20 protein-coding genes and 1 tRNA gene are annotated in these 18,293 nt (G+C 69.9%); 16 read left to right on the top strand and 5 right to left on the bottom strand.

Going from position 1 to position 18,293, the window contains the following annotated elements:
• The first annotated feature begins 1 nt into the window (after position 1).
• Positions 2-1,243 (top strand): cytochrome P450, encoded by a 1,242-nt coding sequence (locus AC07FT_RS20930; RefSeq protein ID WP_479177556.1) that lies wholly within the window; start codon positions 2-4, stop codon positions 1,241-1,243.
• Positions 1,244-1,403: 160 nt separating this feature from the next.
• On the opposite strand, the gene AC07FT_RS20925 is transcribed toward AC07FT_RS20930, so the two are convergent.
• Entirely contained in the window at positions 1,404-2,912 is a 1,509-nt protein-coding gene (locus tag AC07FT_RS20925) for an SDR family oxidoreductase (protein WP_479177555.1), read from the bottom strand.
• A gap of 398 nt (positions 2,913-3,310) precedes the next feature.
• Between AC07FT_RS20925 and AC07FT_RS20920 the strand changes: the two genes are divergently transcribed.
• Positions 3,311-3,607 carry a type II toxin-antitoxin system VapB family antitoxin gene (locus tag AC07FT_RS20920; RefSeq protein ID WP_030084955.1) on the top strand — a complete coding sequence of 99 codons (297 nt, stop codon included), beginning with the start codon at positions 3,311-3,313 and terminating at the stop codon, positions 3,605-3,607.
• A 113-nt stretch (positions 3,608-3,720) separates the two neighbouring features.
• Positions 3,721-4,374: a LytR C-terminal domain-containing protein gene (locus AC07FT_RS20915; RefSeq protein ID WP_479177554.1), complete on the top strand. Its 654-nt coding sequence runs from the start codon at positions 3,721-3,723 to the stop codon at positions 4,372-4,374.
• A 78-nt stretch (positions 4,375-4,452) separates the two neighbouring features.
• Here the strand turns inward: AC07FT_RS20915 and upp are convergent, their stop codons facing one another.
• The gene (upp, locus tag AC07FT_RS20910) at positions 4,453-5,088 is read right to left on the bottom strand and encodes a uracil phosphoribosyltransferase (protein WP_471191679.1); all 636 of its coding nucleotides are present in this window, start codon (positions 5,086-5,088) and stop codon (positions 4,453-4,455) included.
• Positions 5,089-5,277: 189 nt separating this feature from the next.
• Here upp and AC07FT_RS20905 point away from each other — a divergent pair, with 189 nt between their 5' ends.
• The 7 genes from AC07FT_RS20905 (at position 5,278) to AC07FT_RS20875 (ending at position 10,015) form a co-directional block, all read left to right on the top strand.
• Positions 5,278-5,442: a hypothetical protein gene (locus AC07FT_RS20905; protein ID WP_432013859.1), complete on the top strand. Its 165-nt coding sequence runs from the start codon at positions 5,278-5,280 to the stop codon at positions 5,440-5,442.
• A gap of 203 nt (positions 5,443-5,645) precedes the next feature.
• Positions 5,646-6,164, top strand: coding sequence for a tRNA adenosine deaminase-associated protein (locus AC07FT_RS20900; RefSeq protein WP_479177553.1), 519 nt, complete (start codon positions 5,646-5,648; stop codon positions 6,162-6,164).
• 43 nt (positions 6,165-6,207) lie between these two features.
• Positions 6,208-6,708 (top strand): tRNA adenosine(34) deaminase TadA, encoded by a 501-nt coding sequence (gene tadA, locus AC07FT_RS20895; protein ID WP_479177552.1) that lies wholly within the window; start codon positions 6,208-6,210, stop codon positions 6,706-6,708.
• Between the two features lie 69 nt (positions 6,709-6,777).
• Positions 6,778-6,864 (top strand) — tRNA-Ser (locus AC07FT_RS20890).
• Between the two features lie 240 nt (positions 6,865-7,104).
• Complete coding sequence (locus tag AC07FT_RS20885; protein WP_479177551.1) at positions 7,105-7,572, top strand: hypothetical protein; 468 nt, start codon at positions 7,105-7,107, stop codon at positions 7,570-7,572.
• A 9-nt stretch (positions 7,573-7,581) separates the two neighbouring features.
• A complete protein-coding gene (locus AC07FT_RS20880) occupies positions 7,582-9,462 on the top strand; it encodes an alpha/beta hydrolase (protein ID WP_479177550.1) in 1,881 nt (626 codons plus the stop codon).
• Between the two features lie 76 nt (positions 9,463-9,538).
• Positions 9,539-10,015 carry a hypothetical protein gene (locus AC07FT_RS20875; RefSeq protein ID WP_479177549.1) on the top strand — a complete coding sequence of 159 codons (477 nt, stop codon included), beginning with the start codon at positions 9,539-9,541 and terminating at the stop codon, positions 10,013-10,015.
• Between the two features lie 66 nt (positions 10,016-10,081).
• On the opposite strand, the gene AC07FT_RS20870 is transcribed toward AC07FT_RS20875, so the two are convergent.
• Both AC07FT_RS20870 and AC07FT_RS20865 read right to left on the bottom strand, forming a co-directional pair.
• Positions 10,082-10,597 carry a potassium channel family protein gene (locus AC07FT_RS20870; RefSeq protein WP_479177548.1) on the bottom strand — a complete coding sequence of 172 codons (516 nt, stop codon included), beginning with the start codon at positions 10,595-10,597 and terminating at the stop codon, positions 10,082-10,084.
• A 136-nt stretch (positions 10,598-10,733) separates the two neighbouring features.
• Positions 10,734-11,969, bottom strand: coding sequence for a DUF6777 domain-containing protein (locus AC07FT_RS20865; protein ID WP_479177547.1), 1,236 nt, complete (start codon positions 11,967-11,969; stop codon positions 10,734-10,736).
• A gap of 453 nt (positions 11,970-12,422) precedes the next feature.
• Here AC07FT_RS20865 and AC07FT_RS20860 point away from each other — a divergent pair, with 453 nt between their 5' ends.
• Complete coding sequence (locus AC07FT_RS20860; RefSeq protein ID WP_479177546.1) at positions 12,423-13,301, top strand: universal stress protein; 879 nt, start codon at positions 12,423-12,425, stop codon at positions 13,299-13,301.
• A gap of 66 nt (positions 13,302-13,367) precedes the next feature.
• Here the strand turns inward: AC07FT_RS20860 and AC07FT_RS20855 are convergent, their stop codons facing one another.
• On the bottom strand, positions 13,368-14,393 hold the full coding sequence (locus tag AC07FT_RS20855; RefSeq protein WP_479177545.1) for a 6-phosphofructokinase: 1,026 nt from the start codon (positions 14,391-14,393) through the stop codon (positions 13,368-13,370).
• Positions 14,394-14,564: 171 nt separating this feature from the next.
• Here AC07FT_RS20855 and AC07FT_RS20850 point away from each other — a divergent pair, with 171 nt between their 5' ends.
• The 5 genes from AC07FT_RS20850 (at position 14,565) to AC07FT_RS20830 (ending at position 18,226) form a co-directional block, all read left to right on the top strand.
• Positions 14,565-14,783, top strand: coding sequence for a hypothetical protein (locus AC07FT_RS20850; protein ID WP_254746241.1), 219 nt, complete (start codon positions 14,565-14,567; stop codon positions 14,781-14,783).
• Positions 14,784-14,815: 32 nt separating this feature from the next.
• A complete protein-coding gene (locus tag AC07FT_RS20845; protein ID WP_471191707.1) occupies positions 14,816-15,109 on the top strand; it encodes a Dabb family protein in 294 nt (97 codons plus the stop codon).
• Positions 15,110-15,356: 247 nt separating this feature from the next.
• Positions 15,357-16,190: an RNA polymerase sigma factor SigF gene (locus tag AC07FT_RS20840; RefSeq protein ID WP_432039932.1), complete on the top strand. Its 834-nt coding sequence runs from the start codon at positions 15,357-15,359 to the stop codon at positions 16,188-16,190.
• A gap of 190 nt (positions 16,191-16,380) precedes the next feature.
• Positions 16,381-17,211, top strand: a complete 831-nt coding sequence (locus AC07FT_RS20835) for an RNA polymerase sigma factor SigF (RefSeq protein WP_471191710.1) — start codon at positions 16,381-16,383, stop codon at positions 17,209-17,211.
• A gap of 112 nt (positions 17,212-17,323) precedes the next feature.
• Positions 17,324-18,226 carry a hypothetical protein gene (locus AC07FT_RS20830; RefSeq protein WP_479177544.1) on the top strand — a complete coding sequence of 301 codons (903 nt, stop codon included), beginning with the start codon at positions 17,324-17,326 and terminating at the stop codon, positions 18,224-18,226.
• Positions 18,227-18,293: the final 67 nt, after the last annotated feature.

Raw genomic sequence — 18,293 nt, 5'->3', positions numbered from 1 at the left:
CATGACGCAAGGCTCGATGCTGCGGAAGATCACCGACTACGCCAACCGCGCCGATCCGTACCCCGTCTACGCCGAGCTGCGCAAGACGCCGGTGCTGCACGACGAGGAGGGCCCGTACATCGTCAGCACCTACTGGGAGATCCACGGGCTGCTGCACGATCCGCGGCTCAGCTCCGACGCGCGCAACCTGGGCCCGCAGGCCGTCGAGAACCTCGCCGACGAGGAGGACCCCGCGCTGCCGCCCGCCTTCCTGCGGCTCGACCCGCCCGAGCACGACCGGCTGCGGCGGCTGGCGATGACCCCCTTCGGCCCGCCTCACACCCCGCGCCGGATCCACGCGATGCGCGGGGAGCTCTCCCGCATCATCGGCGAACTGGTCGACGAGTTCGCCGACCGCGACCGGATCGACCTGGTCGACGACTTCTCGTACCCCTTCCCGGTCACCGTGATCTGCCGATTGCTCGGCGTACCGCGCGAGGACGAGCAACGCTTCCACCACTGGGCCGAGACCCTCGCGGCCAGTCTGGACCCCGACCCGGACGAGGACGCCGCCGAACGCCGCCGCGTCACCCAGCAGGCCCGCAGCGAACTCGGGCTCTACCTCGCCGAACTGATCGAGGAGCGCCGCCGCGCCCCCGGCGACGACATGCTCTCCGCGCTGGCCGCCGGACACGGTCCGGACGGGCAGATGACCCAGGCGGAGCTGCTGAGCACCGCGGCGCTGCTGCTGGTCGCGGGCCACGAGACCACGGTCAACCTGATCACCAACGGGATGCTGACGCTGCTGCGCAACCCCGATGTCCTCAAGCAGTTGCGCGAACGCCCCCATCTGGCCGTGCCGCTGGTGGAGGAGCTGCTGCGGTACGAACCCCCGGTGCAGCTGCTGCCCCAGCGCACCCCGCTCGCGGACATCGACATCGCGGGCGTCACCATCCCCAAGGGAGCGTCGGTCTGGCTCGTCCTGGCCTCCGGCAACCGTGACCCGCAGCGCTTCATGGAGCCGGACCGGTTCGATCCGCGGCGCAAGGACAACCAGCACCTGGGTTTCGGCAGCGGTATCCACAGCTGCTTCGGCGCCCCGCTGGCCCGGCTCGAGGCCCAGCTCGCCCTGACCGAACTGGCCCGCCGCCTGGACAACCCCCGTCTGCTGGAAGACCCCCCGGAGTACCGCCGCAACGCGGTCCTGCGCGGCCCCCGCCACCTCCCGGTGGCCTTCGACGGCCTCCGCGGAAGGGACGCCTGACGGAGCGACGGCGGCACCGGGCAGCGCGGACGGCTGCGGGGCGACGGCGCACGCCGAGGGCCCGCGGGGCCCGCCGGAGTCGGACACACGTCGACGGGCGCGTCCCGGCCGCACGTACGACGGGCGGCGGCACCGGCCGGGCACCCGCCGGGGCCTCGCGTCAGCGGCCCGCGGCCGTGCCGTCCCCGGGCCCGTGCCCGTGCCCGTCCGCTTCCGCCTTGGCGGCGATGTTGCGGGCCATGCCGCCGAAGACCAGCGCATGCCAGGGCCAGACGCCCCACCAGTACAGATGCCCGGCCAGCCCGCGCGGGTGGAACAACGCGCGCTGCCGGTAGACCGCGCCGCCCGCCGGATCCCGTTCCACCCGCATCTCCAGCCAGGCCAGCCCCGGCAGCCGCATCTCGGCCCGCAGCCTGAGCAGCCGCGGCGGCCGGACCTCCTCCACCCGCCAGAAGTCGAGGCTGTCGCCGACCCGCAGCCGGGTCGCGTCCCGGCGGCCCCGGCGCAGCCCGACCCCGCCCATCAGCGTGTCGATCCAGCCGCGCAGCGCCCAGGCCACCGGCAGCGAGTACCAGCCGTTCTCCCCGCCGATGCCCTCCACCACGCGCCACACGTTCTGCGGGGTGGCGGCCACCGGCCGGGCGCGGTCGTCGGTGTAGAGGCTGCCGCCCGCCCAGTCCGGGTCGGTCGGCAGCGGATCGCTGGGCGCGCCCGGCGTGGCGGCGGAGGACCAGCGGGTGGCCACGTCCGCGTCACGGATCCGGCGCAGCGCCAGTTCCAGCGCCCGGTCCAGTCCGATCCGGCCGCCCGGCCGGTCGGGGACGTACCGCGCGATATCCCGCTCCGTGCAGACCACTTCGTGCCGCAGCGACTCCACCAGCGGGCGGGCGATGGCGTTCGGCACCGGTGTGACCAGGCCGACCCACAGGCTGGAGAGCCGGGGGGTGAGCACCGGGACCGGCAGGATGATCCGCCGGCGCAGCCCGGCGACGGCCGCGTACCGCAGCATCATGTCCCGGTAGGTGAGCACCTCGGGACCGCCGATGTCGAAGGTGCGGTGCACCTCCTCCGGCAGCGTCGCGCACCCCACGAGCAGTCGCAGCACATCGCGGACGGCGATCGGCTGGGTGCGGGTGCGCACCCAGCTCGGCGTCACCATCACGGGCAGCCGTTCGGAGAGGTAGCGCAGCATCTCGAACGAGGCCGAACCGGAGCCGATGATCACGCCGGCGCGCAGCACGGCGGTCGGCACCCCGGAGTCCAGCAGCACCCGACCCACCTCGGCGCGGGAGCGCAGATGCGGGGAGAGCTCCCGCTCAGGGACTCCGACCGGGGTCAGCCCGCCGAGATAGACGATCCGCCGGACCCCGGCGGCACGGGCCCGGGTCCCGAAGGTCCGGGCCGCGCGGCGGTCGGTCTCCTCGAACCCGGAGCCGGTGCCGAGCGCGTGCACCAGGTAGTAGGCGATGTCCACGCCCTCCATGGCCGCGTCCAGCGACGCCCCGTCGGTGACGTCACCACGGACGGTCTCCACCTCAGGGGTCCACGGATGGTCCCGCAGCTTCTCGGGCGAGCGGGCGAGACAGCGCACCTCATGGCCGGCGGCCAGCAGCTCGGGCACCAGCCGTCCGCCGATGTAGCCGGTGGCTCCGGTGACCAGACAGCGCATGCGGCCATGCTTGGACGTGGCGAAGCCCGGCGCAAGCGGACACGGCGGGCGCGTCCGGGGCCGGGCATGGCGGAACCTGCGAGGTGGGCTTCCTTCGGCGGCATTGTCCGTATCAGGTAGTGGAGGTCGCCTTCCGGTCTCCCCGACCTTCAGGCCTCTCAGCCAGACCATCTAGAAGACGTTCCGGAGAACCAAGGTCCTCTGTCCTGAACGTCTCTCCGGTCGAGCTCCCTCGCTCGCCCCGCAGGCTGATATTCACGTTACTCCTGACCCCCCTGACTGCATAGTCCCTTTTGGAGATATTTTCTCCCGTTTTCCTCTCCGACGGGAACGGGCCGCACCCCGGCACTCCGGCGCCTTGGCTGCGCCGGGAGCCGCTCGCCCGGTAGGCTTTCCGTGTGATCTTCAAGCGCATCGGAAACGGTCGGCCCTATCCCGACCACGGCCGGGAAAGCACCCGCCAGTGGGCGGATGTCGCCCCACGCCCGGTACGCCTTGACCAACTGGTCACGACGAAGCAGCAGCTCGACCTGGAGACGCTGCTCGCGGAGGACTCGACCTTCTACGGCGACCTCTTCGCCCATGTCGTGAAGTGGGAAGGCGACCTCTATCTGGAGGACGGGCTGCACCGCGCGGTCCGCGCCGCCCTCCAGCAGCGCCAGGTCCTGCACGCGCGCGTCCTCGAGCTGGGCTGACCCCGCCCCCGCCGCCTTCCGTCGCGCCCCCTGTTGGCCCTTTCGGGTTGGCCTGGGTACCAACCATTGATCATTTAGTAGGCATTGCCACCAGGCCGCACTACGCTGCGCACATGAGCATGCTGACCCCACCCGGGATGGGCGGCAAGTACCGCATCACGGGCGACCGCTACCCGCGTATGAGTCGACCGCGCGGCCGTCGGCGGCTGGTGTTCGCCGCCCTGGGCTCGGTGGTGGCACTCAGTCTGGTCGGCTGGGGAACGCTCCAGCTCATCGATGTCTTCTCGGGCGGCGACGACACCACCGTGCGCACCGCGAAGGGCACCGCGGACTGCAAGCGCGACCAGCGTCACGACGAGAACCCGCGGACCGGCCGTACCGCCGCCGCGCCGCCGAAGCCCGCCGACATCACCGTCAACGTCTACAACGCGACCAAGCGCTCCGGTCTCGCCAAGGACACCGCGGACGAGCTAAAGAAGCGCGGCTTCAAGATCGGCAAGGTGGGCAACGCCCCGTCCGAGTACGACAAGAAGGTCAAGTCCCCCGGGATGCTGCTCGGCGCCCCGGGCGCCGCCAAGGGCGCGTTCACCGTGCTCGGCACCCAGCTGACCGGGACCGAGACCAAGAACGACGCGCGCAAGGGCAAGGACGTCGACCTGATCATCGGCTCCGGTTTCAAGGACCTGGTGAAGCAGAAGGACGCCGACAAGGCCCTGGCCGCACTGGCCAAGCCCGAGCCGGCGCCCTCGGGTTCACCGTGCCGCTGACGGCGGGGCGGCTCCGGCCGCCCGCTCCGCGCCCGGCGCCGTCCTGACGCGCGGCGCCGCCTGGCCCGCGGGACCGTCCTAGCTCGCGGCCCCGTACATCCGGTCGCCCGCGTCGCCGAGCCCCGGGACGATGTAGCCGTTCTCGTTGAGCCCCTCGTCGAGGGACGAGGTGACCACCCGCACCGGCGCGCCCGCCAGCTCGCGCTCCATGACCTTCACGCCCTCCGGCGCGGCCAGCAGACACAGCGCGGTCACGTCGTCCGCGCCCCGCGACATCAGTTCCTTGATCGCCGCGACCAGGGTCCCGCCCGTGGCGAGCATCGGGTCCACGACGTAGACCTGACGGCCGGAGAGGTCGCTGGGCATCCGGGTGGAGTAGGTGGACGCCGTGAGCGTCTCCTCGTCCCGGACCATGCCGAGGAAGCCGACCTCGGCCGTCGGCAGCAGCCGCATCATGCCGTCGAGCATGCCCAGACCGGCCCGCAGGATCGGCACCACCAGCGGGCGCGGATGGGACAGCTTCACCCCGGTCGTGGGTGTCACCGGGGTCTCGATGTCGACCGGCTCGGTGCGCACATCGCGCGTGCCCTCGTACGCGAGCAGGGTCACCAGCTCGTCGGCGAGCCGCCGGAAGGTGGGGGAATCGGTGCGCTTGTCGCGCAGCGTGGTGAGTTTGTGCGCCACCAGCGGGTGGTCGACGACGTGGATCCGCATGGCATCGACACTAACCGAGCCGCGGGCCCCCGCCGCCCCCGGCGACCGTTCCGATCGCCCTCGGCGGACGGCCGCCGCGGGGGCGGTGTGTCGCGACGGAGGCATCAAACCGCCGATTCGGGGGAAAGTGGGCAGGAGCGTCCGGTTGCCATCCGGGCGACGACTCGGCCCGAGGGGTGATCTGAACCCATGGCAGACCGGGAAAAGGAGAGCGCCGCCGAACGGCGCCGCCGCCGCGACCGCTTCCTGCGGGCGCTCAACGAGGCCCGGGCGATAAGGAACCGGGTCCGCCCGCAGCGGACCCGCTCGGCCCGCATGCGCCAGGCGATACACATGCGGACCTTCGGCTGGTGAAGCCGGGATGACCGCTCGCGCCCCGCCGGAGGCGGCCTCCGGGCCGGTCCACCCCCGGCCCGCGTGAGCGACATCTCTTTGGACTGGTGCACGACGCAGCGCGGAAGACCTCTCGCGAAGCGATGGTTTCTGCCACGATTCCGATTGGGGCGGGACACTGTCCCGCCCGCCCCGGCACGCCTATGACCAGTGGGAGAGTCACGGTGTACTTCGCCGCATTGCTCGCGCGCACCGCAGAAGGGTGGGAAGCGAGCGACACAGAGCTCGACGATGTGGAGACCCTGACCGATCTGATCGAGCTGGCCCGTGGAGCCTCCAAGGACGACGACACGGTTCTGGCCTTCCTCGAGCACGAAGACGCGTGGTTCGGCGTCGTCCGCGTGGACGGCGAGGACGACCCGCACATCTATGTATCCGACGCGGCCGCGGCCGCCCGCACCTCCTACGGTTCGATGCTCACCGACGAGCTGCTCGGCCGTGACCCCGACGACGACCTGGACAGCCTCGTCGACCTCGACGGCACCGAGGACGGCGAGCCGGACCGGGACGACGAAGACGCCGACTCCGACGCGCCCGTTCCGGTGGGCCCGCTCGGCGACGGCGACATCCTGGCCGACCTCGGCATGGAGGAGAAGGAGCTGAAGGCCCTGGAGGGGGACGCGCTCGAATCGATCGCCGACATGCTGGGCTGCAGCATGGAGGGGCTGGAGGCGGTGCGCTGACCGCGCTCCCCGCCCGTCCCGTCCCGTCGCCCACACTGGTGTCATGACCGATCCGCTGACCGGCACCCCACCGGGTTCCGACCCCGACCCCCTGCGCGAACCCTGGCGCGCCCCGATGCGCCTCGCGCTGGAGGAGGCCGTACGGGCCCCGGAAACGGGGGACGTGCCGGTCGGCGCCGTCGTGCTGGGCCCGGACGGCTCGGTGCTCGGCCGCGGCCGCAATGAGCGCGAGGCCCACGGCGACCCCACGGCCCACGCCGAGGTCCTCGCCCTCCGCGCCGCCGCCCGCCTCCTCGGCGGCTGGCGGCTGACCGGCTGCACCCTGGTGGTGACCCTGGAACCGTGCACCATGTGCGCGGGCGCGATCGTCCTGTCCCGTGTGGACCGCCTGGTCTACGGCGCGGCGGACGAGAAGGCCGGTGCGGTCGGCTCCCTCTGGGACGTCGTCCGCGACCGCCGCCTCAACCACCGCCCCGAGGTGATCGCCGAGGTCCTCCCCGCCGACTGCGCGGCCCCGCTCACCGCCTTCTTCCGCGCCTCCTGACCCCCCTCGCCCCCACCCCACCCGGAACCGATTTCGGTTCCCGGCCACCCGTCCGCTAGGCTCTCCCTCGGTAGCGTGTCCGAGCGGCCTAAGGAGCACGCCTCGAAAGCGTGTGAGGGGGCAACTCCTCCGTGGGTTCAAATCCCACCGCTACCGCGCGTAGACGAAGGGCCCGGCTCCCAGGAGCCGGGCCCTTCGTCGTGCTCATATACAACGCGGTGCTGACACAGGCCGAACAGCCCACCGGGCAATCACGACACCGCAGGAGTCCAGCCTGCGACCCCGCCGTTGAGGGACAACTGAGTACGGATACTCATGGAACCCTCCCGTCCGTTCCCTACACTGAGCCCTTTGCACGTCACTGTGGGTCGTGAGACGCAGGGGGAATGGGAGCAGATGTCGACGTTCGACGCGGAGTGGGCCCAGATGAAGCGCGAGGCATCCGGCGCGGCCGGGATGAGCCTCGCGAGCGCCGACGACAAGCCCAACTGGGGTAGCAACGGCGGATCGAGGAACCTACGGTCCAGCAAGAACGGCTGGGCGGCCGCGGGCAGCGGCGTCGGTGAGCTTCGGGGGAACATCAGAACCGCGGTGACGAAGCTGGGAGAGGAACAGACAGGCTTAGGCGCGGACAGCAAGACCGGCGGTGGGATCGAGAGCGCGGCGGCACAGCGGGAGCTCTACCGCTCCTGGAAGCGCTACCTGAAAGGTGTGAGCGGAAAGTGCGGCACCTTCCAGGACCGGCTCGAGAAGGCCGGGGACCATCACTACAAGAACGACCTCGCCACCGAACACGCGTTCAATCAGCTGGACGACCTGTACAAGGACACGAAGCCCGCCGGTGGCGAGAGCCGGGGCCGGTGACGCGGAACCGTGGACTACTCGACTCTCAAATCTCTCAAGCCGTCTGAGTTCGAGGACGCCGCTCGTGGCTATCGAACCGTCAGCGACATGGCCAGCCAAGCCAAGGACAACATCGAGCAACAGGTGACCGCGGGCATGCGGAAGTCACTCGAGGGCGACGCCGTTGACACTGCCGTAGAGCAACTCCGGAAGTTGTCGGGCAACTTCCACTACACCCAGGTCGAGTGCGCGCTCATCACCACTGCCCTCAACTCGCTGGCCTACGACCTGCGGACAGCCAAGGACAAGCTCGACGCCGCCCTCGCAGATGCCGAGGCCGAACAGTTCAGCGTGGCATCCGACGGTTCGGTGAGCTACCCGGCGGCCGGCGACAAGGTCGATGGCAAGGTCCCCGAGGGGGGCACCGTCAAGGGCACCGCCAGCGGGAAGGCCACCCATGACCCGATCGACCCGGCCGGAGATGCGAACGACACGGCCGATGCGCTGAAGCGCCAGGCGTCGAACCATCACGACAACCCCAAGTACGGCCGCGCGGTCGCCATTGCCGACCGCATCGCCCAAGCCGTCCACGAGGCCACGCAGGCCGACGAGAAGTGGGCGCCCAAGCTGCGCAGGCTGAAGGCTGACGACGACATGGTCGTCGCCGCTGAGGACTGGGCTGACGCGAAGAAGGACACGGGCAGCGTTCGCCACGGCGCGAAGGACTATCTGGACGAGATCCCACCACCCCCCGAGAACGGGGATCCAAAATTGAACGCGGACTGGTGGAAGGGACTATCCGAGCAGGAGAGAGCCGATTACGTCTCCATGCATCCGGCGAGTGTAGGTAAGTTGGATGGCCTTCCGGCGGAGATCCGGGACGAGGCAAACCGTACCCTCCTCGCGGAGAAGCGGGCGGAGTTCGCCACCCAATACCAGAACACGCCCGGGGAGCCCAAGCCCAAATTCGTCCGCAGCGGCACCCCCGACGGCGGCATGAAGTACAGCGATAAATGGCTTGAGTGGCATCATAAATACGAACGAAAGAGGGCGCACCTCAAGGCCGCCCTGGACGGCATGGATTCCATCGAGAAGCGCTTCGACAGAACGGGCGAAGATGGCCTACCCAAAGCATATCTCCTCGGATTCGATCCCGAAAGGGAGCGATTTGCCTTAGCTAATGGAAATCCGGACACCGCAGACCATATCGCGGTCTACACACCTGGAACCGGAGCTTCGCTCGGCAACAGCAATGGGGACATCAACCGTGGGATAAATTTGTGGAAAACATCCCAGCCGATGACCGATCAGAAAGTATCCACCATTACGTGGGTGGGCTACGATGCACCACCGGAAATCCCCAATGCCACCCAGCAAAAATATGCGGACAACTCGGGTGGTGCATATAATCAGTTCATCGATGGCATCAACGCCGCAAACAAATCAGGTTCCGACAGCCACATCACTGCTGTCGCGCATTCTTACGGAACCACGGTAATAGGCGTTGCCGCTAAAGAGGGCGACCTCGATGTGGACGACATCGTATTCGCTGGCAGCCCTGGATCCCGTGTCGACAACGCAGCGGACCTGGATGTAGCCAAGGGTCACGTATGGAACGAGCACGCCAAAGGCGACAACGCAGTAAACGCTACGGGCCGCTTCTTCCACGGGGGCGGGGTGTCAAGAATAGACCCGAGTGACGATATCTTCGGGGCCAACCAAATACGGACTGACACCGAGGGACACAGCGGCTACTGGGACTATGACGACGACAGAAATAAGCCGAGCGGCAGCATCGAAAACCAAGGAAAGGTCATCGTGGGAGAATACGGAAAGGTGGAACTGAAGCCGCGCGGTGATGGTTCGCTCACAGATGCTGACTGGCGTGAACCTCTGAATTGGGACGACTGAATTGAGGAAGACACTATGGTTTCACTGGGCAGTACCCACTGCGGCGCTTCTCCTATTTACTCTGGGATGCAGCTCCATGAACGAATCGGATAGCGAACCATCCAAGAAGATGCACCCGACGCAGGCAATTAAACACGCCGGCAGTCTATCCAGCGACGTGCTCGATATGACCCGGCTCAAAGGAAAGGTGTCACCAGCCGGGCCGGGGGCAGTGGCCTCCGACAAGAACGAAAAAGACTACGCCATCCAGCATCTGTGGTCCATCTCAAATCTACCTCCGAAGGAGTTAACGCACGGCTTTACTCGTTTGCGTGAAGAACTCCCGAAGAAAGGGTGGCGTGTCACTCGTTTCGGTAACGCAAATTCAACGGACCGACAGCTGATGCTGGAAGCGGTACACAAAAAGGACGAGTACTCGCTGTCTGTGGAGCTCTGGGTCGAAAGTAGCGCAGAAGATGGTTCTCGATCGAAGAAGAGTAGTAGAATTATTTTCTCTCTCGGATCCCCTACCTATCGATCCCCTGACGGAGTCGATCCCAACGACTACTACTGATTCGCCTGGACTCCGGCTCGGCCACTCGCCCGGTGGGATCCGCCGACTTCAATCGCCCCGGTGGAGTCAGGACGCCGGGTCGTCGTGGTCCGGGTGGTGGGGGCCGGTTGTGGCGATCAGGCCCTCGAGGCGGTCGAAGCGCTCGTAGAGGGCCTCGGCGTCGGCGGACAGACGGCGTTCCCCGCCGAGGATGCGGTCGTGGACCGCCTCGGTCAGCCGGTGCTGGCGCTTCTGCTCGCGGCCGACGAACCAGGCGGCGATGGCCGCGGTGATCATGCCGTAGGTGGTGATGCCCACGAACATCACCACACAGGCGATCAGCCGTCCCCACAGGGTGACCGGATAGAAGTCGCCGTAGCCGACGGTGGTCGCCGTCTCGGCCGACCACCACAGGGCCTTGGGATAGCTGGTGAGGTTCGCGGAGGGGGCGTCTCGCTCGGCCGCCACCACGGCGTACGAGCCCAGCAGCATGACCGCCGCGAGGCCGAGCGTGGCCACGGCGGCGGCCTGGGTGTGCAGCGGCCGGTCCTCGCGGCCGAGCAGCAGCTTGATCGTCCTGGTCAGGAATCCGGGCAGGACCATGGCCACCATGCTGCCGTCCGGGGCGGCCCGGGAGGGGCCGGGGCGCGCGGCCGGCGCCCGCGGATTGCACCGAACGGTGCACCGGACGGACGCCGGTCGGGGAGCGAGCACTTCGCCTCGGGCTCGCCTCAGTGCCTCACGGGCCGGACGGCGGCGGCTGCGGCGGGGGCTGGGTCTGGTTGGGGTCCGGCTGCGGCTGCTGGTTCTGGTCCGGCGGGGGCTGGTTGGGGGGAGGCTGGTTCGGCGGGGGCTGATTGGGAGGCGGTTGGTTCGGCGGGGGCTGCTGCTGGGTCTGGTTCGGATCCGGCTGCGGCTGCGAAGGCGGCTGGCTCTGCTGCGCGGGGTCGGACGGCTGCTGGTTCGGATCCGAGGGCTGCGTCTGCTGCGCCGGGTCCGTCGGCTGCTGGTTGGGGTCGGTGGGCTGGTCGGAGGTCTGCGCCTCCGGCATCCCGCCGGACGGCGAACCGGACGGCCGCTTGGTCTCCAGAGGCGGGACCACGTCGGACGGGTTCTCGCCCGGCTTCGGCGCCTCCGGCAGGTCCGGCGCGCCCTGTTCACCCGGCATCGCCAGGTAGGGCGGGTAGTCGGCCTTCGCCAGCACCGTGTCGTCGGACTGGCTGTCGTCCCCGCCCTTGCCGCCGTCCCCCAGCGGACGCTTGAAGAGCTCGGACTTACCGCCCGTTTCCAGCATCACGACCCGCTTGACGGCCTTGGGGGCGGCCTGGATCTCGGTGACCGTGCTCTTGGAGAAACCGGTCCACTCGGGGCCGGTGAACGTCGGGCGGGCGTCCTGCGGCGGAGCCGCCATCCGCACCGGGCTGCCGCAGTTGCACTTCACCACGGGCACCCCGCGCTGGTTCACGAAGACCGCCGTGCCCGCCTGGAGGACGGCGGACGAGGGCTTCGCGCCGGCGCGGGAACCGTAGACCTTGGCATAGGTGTCGGACCGCAGCACGGTGCCGGTCAGCCGGCCGACGTAGTCCGGGATGGCGTCGGCCGAGCCGAGGTGCTGGAGACGGCTCCAGGTGGCGGCCTTCCCAGGGTCGGCCTGGAGGCCGCGGATCAGCTCCCCGCGGTCGCAGGACTGCCGGTCGGGCGCCCCGGCGTACAGCCCCGGTGTGTTGCCGAGGAAGGCCCGGCCGCCGTTGGAGGGTGACTCCAGATCGGTCCGGTCCTGGCCCACGGCCCGGGTGAACGCCGGAACCGAGGTCTTGCCGATCGGCTCCCGGCGGAACTCGGCCGCCGCGGCCCTGCCGGACGCCTTTCCGGAAGGGGAGACCATCCCGACGACCACCACGGCGGCCACCACGGCGACGAATCCGATGACGAGGGCTGAGCGGCGCGAGGTGAGATGCCATGTGCTCGAGCGCATTTCCCACTCCTTCCGTTCCTCGGCCCCATGCTGCGCCCGTGCGCCACGCCCCCGCGTCCCCCGAATTTTTGACATCCCACCCCACCTTCGGGGGAGTTGGACGCCGGAACGTGCCCGCGCGGGCACGCCGCGGCCGCCGCGGACCGCACCCGTCCGGAAACGCAGAACCGCCCCCGGACCGATCTCTCGGTCCGGGGGCGGTCGCCGCCCCTCGCGGTCTGGTCGCGCCGGTCCCGGTACCGGCGGGAGGTCGTTGAGGGGACGGATCCGGCGGGTCGTTCGCTTCCCCCCGGTTCATCCAGTGCACCACGGATGGCCCACTCGCGCGCGTCGAACCGGGACGCCCCCGTTCCCGCCCGGCCGGGAGAGCCGCGCGTACCTACACTGAACGGACGGAAACACCCTCCGGCGGCCGAGCGGGACGCAGTACCGGACGCAGCAGAGGAGGACCCGATGAGCGGCCCTGTCGTGGCGGGGGTCGACGGATCCCGGCGCAGCCTCGCGGCGGCGGAGTGGGCCGCTCGGGAGGCGGTGCACCGCGGGGTCGGACTGCTGCTGGTGCACGCGTGTCCCCCGCTGCCCCGCCGGGTCTCCCCGGTCCCCGGGGTGGACGCCTGGCAGCACGTGGGCACGCAGATGCTGGACCAGGCCGTGGCCGGGTTCGCCGCCCGCCACCCGGAGCTGGAGGTCACCGGCCGCCACACCGACGACGAACCTGACCGGGCGCTGCTCACCGCCGCTTCCGCCGCGGGGCTGCTGGTCGTGGGGGCGCGGGGCTGGGGCGGGTTCGACGGGCTCGCGGTCGGATCGGTGGCACTGCGGGTGGCGGCGGCCGCCGACTGCCCGGTGGTGACCGTGCCCGGCGAGCCCCGGCGGGCGGATCCGGCCCGCGGCGGCGTCCGGGAGATACAGCTCGGCTTCAACGCCCACGCCCCCGCCGGCACCACGGCCGACTTCGCCTTCCGCGCCGCCTCGGAGCGGGACGCCCTGCTGCGGGTGGTGCACGCGTGGGCGCTGCCCCCGGCGTCCCCGTCCGCCTGGATGCTGAGCGTGCTGGAGGAGGACCGCGGACGGTGGGAGGACCAGGAGAGCCAGGTGGTCTCGGACGCGCTGCGGGGCTGGCGGGAGCGGTATCCCCAGGTCTCGGTACTGCCCGACGTGGTGCTGCTCAACCCGGCGCAAGCGCTGGTCAGAACGTCGGGACGGGCCCGGCTGCTGGTCCTCGGCCGCCGTACCGGGCCCCGGGTGGCGGAACGCCGGCTGGGCCCGGTCGCCCACGCCGTCCTGCACCACGCCCGCTGCCCGGTCGCGGTCGTACCGCACCCCGAATGAGCCCCGCCGCACGGCGGCCGGCCCGGCGGCGACCGCAGGGCACGGCCCGCCTCCAGGAGCGCCGCCTCAGCCGAAGAACACCCCGAACTCGGCGTAGAGCGCCGGGTCCACGGTCCTGGTGCCCGCCGCCGCTTCGGCGAGCGGGATCCGCACGATGTCGGTGCCGCGCAGCGCCACCATCGTCCCGAAGTCCCGGTCCTTCACGGTGTCGATGGCGCGCAGTCCGAAGCGGGTGGCCAGCCAGCGGTCGAAGGCGCTGGGCGTACCGCCGCGCTGGATGTGGCCGAGGACCGTGGTGCGGGCCTCCTTGCCGGTGCGGTCGGAGATCTCACGGGCCAGCCACTCCCCGATCCCGGACAGCCGCACATGGCCGAACTCGTCGAGCGTGGAGTCCTTGACCACCATCTGCCCGGCCCTGGGGACCGCTCCCTCCGCGACCACCACGATCGGCGCGTATCTGATCTTGAAGCGGTTCTCCACCCAGCCGCAGACCTGGCCGACGTCGAAGGGCTGCTCGGGGATGAGGATGACGTTGGCGCCGCCCGCGATGCCCGAATGCACGGCGATCCAGCCCGCGTGGCGGCCCATCACCTCGACGACCAGGGTGCGGGTGTGGGACTCGGCGGTGGTGTGCAGCCGGTCGATCGCCTCGGTGGCGATGTTCACGGCGGTGTCGAAGCCGAAGGTGTAGTCCGTCCCCGCGACGTCGTTGTCGATGGTCTTGGGGACACCGACCACGCCGATCCCCTGGTCGGAGAGTTCGGCGGCGACGCCGAGGGTGTCCTCGCCGCCGATGGCGATCAGCGCGTCCACCGCGTTCTCGGCGAGCGTGCGCCGGATCCGGTCGACCCCGTCCTCGCTGGCCAGGGGGTTGGTGCGGGAGGAGCCGAGGATCGTTCCGCCGCGCGGCAGGATGCCGCGTACGGTCTGGACGTCCAGCGGCACGATGCTGCCGTCGAGCGCACCGCGCCAGCCGTCCCGCACCCCGACGAAGTCGAAGCCGTGCACCTCCGCGCCCTTGCGGACGATGGCGCGGATGGCCGCGTTGAGGCCGGGGCAGTCGCCTCCGCCGGTCAGGACACCGACACGCATCTCCGCTCCCTCCTCCTCCGGGCGCTCCTCCGGGCGCTCCTCCGCCGGGCGCTGTGGCCTCCCCTCCCACCTCCCAGAATCCACCCATTTCCCTGGGGACGCCCACCTCGGCGGGCACGGCGGACAGGACGAAACCCCGATGATCGGACTGGTACGACTGATGTTCCAGGGGTGTGGATAGACTCTCGCGACGCCACAGGGGACCGCCGGGGAGGGCAGCACGCGATGGCACAGGCGAAGAAGATCGCGCTCTACATGCTCATCGTCTTCGTGCTCTACACGATCATCAAGACCCCGGCACGCGCTGCCGACCTGGTCCAGATAGGGTTCGAGGGCATATCGGACGCCGCCAAGAGCGTTGGCGAGTTCATGACTGAACTGGTCCAGTGACACCCGCTGACAGCCCCGCCCGTGGAGGCACCGTGATCCGCCACCTGGTCCTTTTCAAGCTCAACGACGGCGTGACGCGCGATGAGCCGCGGGTCCAGGCAGGCGTCCGGGCGTTCGAGGAGCTCGACGGCGTCATTCCCGAGCTGGAGCACTGGGAGTGCGCCTGGAACATCACGGACCGGCCGATCGCCTATGACTACGCGATCAACTCCGCGGTGGCCGACCTCGACGCCCTGAAGCGCTACATCGAGCACCCGGCCCATCAGGCGGCAGCCGGTCAGTGGCGGGAGTTCGCCACCTGGGTGATCGCGGACTACCCCTTCTGATCGCGTTCCCGCCTCTTTCTGGTTTTGATCCCCACCTCTTCTGATCGCCTGCCGGGCACCTTCTGAGCGCCCCCGCAACGCCTTCTGATCCTGTTCCGGACCGCTTCCGAACACCTTCACGATCAGATTTGCCCCACTACGGGGCAATTTCGCCATCAACACGTAGTAAAGCGGTGCTTGCACACAGTGCACATGTCTTGTGATGCTATGACCGCTTTGCCGGGTGAGTGCATCGTGAAGGGGTGGCGTGACCGTGTCGGCCCGAACCGCGCCCAGAACCCCTCCCCAGGGCGATGGCGGCAGCGAGAGCGGCAGAAGCCGGGGGGCTGACGCCAGAGCGCTCACCCAGGTGCTCTTCACCGAGCTCTCCGGCCTCGCCCCCGGAAGCGCCGAGCACGCCCGGGTGCGTGCCGCGCTCATCGAAGCCAACCTCCCACTGGTCCGCTACGCCGCCGCCCGCTTCCGCAGCCGCAACGAGCCGATGGAGGACGTGATCCAGGTCGGCACCATCGGCCTGATCAACGCGATCGACCGGTTCGACCCGGAACGCGGGGTGCAGTTCCCGACCTTCGCGATGCCCACCGTCGTCGGCGAGATCAAGCGCTACTTCCGCGACAACGTCCGCACCGTCCACGTACCGCGGCGCCTCCACGAGCTGTGGGTCCAGGTCAACGGGGCGACCGAGGATCTGACGGTACTGCACGGCCGCTCCCCCACCACGGCCGAGATCGCCGAGCGGCTGAAGCTCAGCGAGGAAGAGGTGCTCGCCTGCATCGAGGCGGGCCGCTCGTATCACGCCACATCACTGGAAGCGGCTCAGGAGGGCGATGGGCTCCCGGGGCTGGTCGACCGGCTCGGCTACGAGGACCCGGCACTGGCCGGGGTGGAACACCGTGACCTGGTGCGCCATCTGCTCGTCCAGCTGCCCGAGCGGGAACAACGCATCCTTTTGCTCCGTTACTACAGCAACTTGACCCAGTCTCAGATCAGCGCGGAGCTCGGCGTCTCCCAGATGCACGTCTCCCGCCTGCTGTCCCGGAGCTTCGCCAGGCTCAGATCCGCAAATCGGATCGAGTCCTAATCACGACGGGCGATACCCACCCCGGTGGACCGGGGCAGTAATGTCGACTTGGCGCTACAGCGTGTTGCCGACATGTGACATTCTGCTGGAACCGCGTTTGCCGCGGCTCGACCTCCGGTATTCAGGGGGAAGCTGCGTTGCACGCGCGCCGCGCGCAGCTGGGATCCGTCCGCGACCTCAAGGGGGTGGCATGTCCGTAGAACTGGGCAGCTCGAAGGTGCTCACCAATGACGCACCGCACGCGCCTGACGACTGCGACACCATCGACACCCGCACCCTCTCCCGCTCCCTGTTCCTGCGGCTCGCCGCACTCGACCGGGACAGCGTGGAGGCCACCTACGTACGCGACACCCTCATCGAGCTGAACCTCCCTCTGGTCCGTTACGCGGCCGCCCGGTTCCGCAGCCGGAACGAGCCGATGGAGGACATCGTCCAGGTCGGGACCATCGGCCTGATCAAGGCGATCGACCGGTTCGACTGCGAACGCGGCGTGGAGTTCCCGACCTTCGCGATGCCGACCGTCGTCGGTGAGATCAAGCGCTTCTTCCGGGACACCAGCTGGTCGGTGCGGGTTCCGCGGCGGCTCCAGGAGCTGCGGCTGGCGCTGACGAAGACAAGTGACGAGCTGTCACAGAAGCTGGACCGCTCCCCGACCGTCACCGAACTCGCCACGGCGCTCGGCGTCTCGGAGGAGGACGTGGTCGACGGGCTCGCGGTGGGCAACGCCTACACGGCGAGCTCGCTGGACTCCCCCTCCCCCGAGGACGACGGCGGCGAGGGCTCCCTCGCTGACCGGCTCGGTTACGAGGACAGCGCGCTGGAGGGCGTGGAGTACCGCGAGTCGCTCAAGCCGCTGCTCGCCAAACTGCCCCCGCGCGAGCGGCAGATCATCATGCTCCGCTTCTTCGCCAATATGACGCAGTCGCAGATCGGGGAAGAGGTCGGCATCTCCCAGATGCATGTGTCCCGGCTGCTGACCCGGACCCTGGCCCAGCTGCGCGAGGGACTCATCGCGGACTGAGTCCCCGGCCCACCGACAGGCCACCGACCCGTCGCGGACATGTGCCGATCGCCGTCCTACGGCGATCGGCACACATCTGTACACCTGACGGGCCGTCAGCCACACTGACCCGATGCGATACGCAGCGAGCCGGACAACGGACCGCCGGGGCAAGGCGATCGCCTCCTCGGCGGTCGCTCTTTGCCTGGGGGCACTGCTCAGCGGCTGCGGCAGCGGCGGCGACGGCTATGTCGCGGCCGGGGCGGCCGGGCCCGACGGTGAGCGGACGGCCAGGGCCGTACCGCCGAAGGGCGGCGTGAAGCTGACGCCGCTGGACCAGGACGGCGAACGCGACGGGCGGGACGGCGACCGCGACGACCGCGATGGCGCGGGCGGACGCGGCGAGGGGACGGCGGACCGGGACGGTACGCCCTCCTCCACGGCTCCTGGCGATCGCGCGCGGAACGGCGGATCGCACGGCCCGGACGAGGCGGATCCGGCGGGCGGCGGGACGGAAGGGGGAGGTTCCGACGGCCACGGCCGGCCGGGCGGCGGCTCCACCCCCGGCCATGGATCCGGTTCGGGTTCCGGTTCTGGCTCCGGCCCGGATTCGCCGGGCGGCTCCGGCTCCCCGGCCCCCGGGCCCTCCACACCCCGGCCCCCCGATCCCCCGACGACGCCCCCGGAGCCACCAGGGCCGGCGGCGCTCGAAGTGGTCGGCGACCCGGAGCGGGCGGCGGCGGACCAACGCTGGTGCGAGAAGGTGACCGTACGGTTCCGCAACACCGGCGGTCAGCCGGTGACCTCGGGCACCATCACCTTCGCGACGCACATCATCGACTCGATCGGCATCGACTGGGCGACCCGGGAGTCGAAGGAAAAGCTGCCCGCGCCGATCGGCGCGGGTCAGAGGAAGGAGAAGACCTGGACGGTGTGCGTGGACGCCTGGCGGGTGCCGCTGGGCATGCACATCGAGACGCGGGACGTCTCGGTCAGCTGGGAGCCGGAGCGGGAGACCTCATCACCCCGGCCGTAGCCGACGACGCCGGGCGCCCGGTATGAGCCGGGCGCCTCACGACCCGCGCCCGGAAAAGCGCCGGCCG

The sequence above is a fragment of the Streptomyces sp. NPDC045899 genome, from assembly GCF_056431485.1.
The sequence above is the reverse complement of the archived record's forward strand: the minus strand, read 5'-3'. Positions and strand labels throughout refer to the sequence as shown.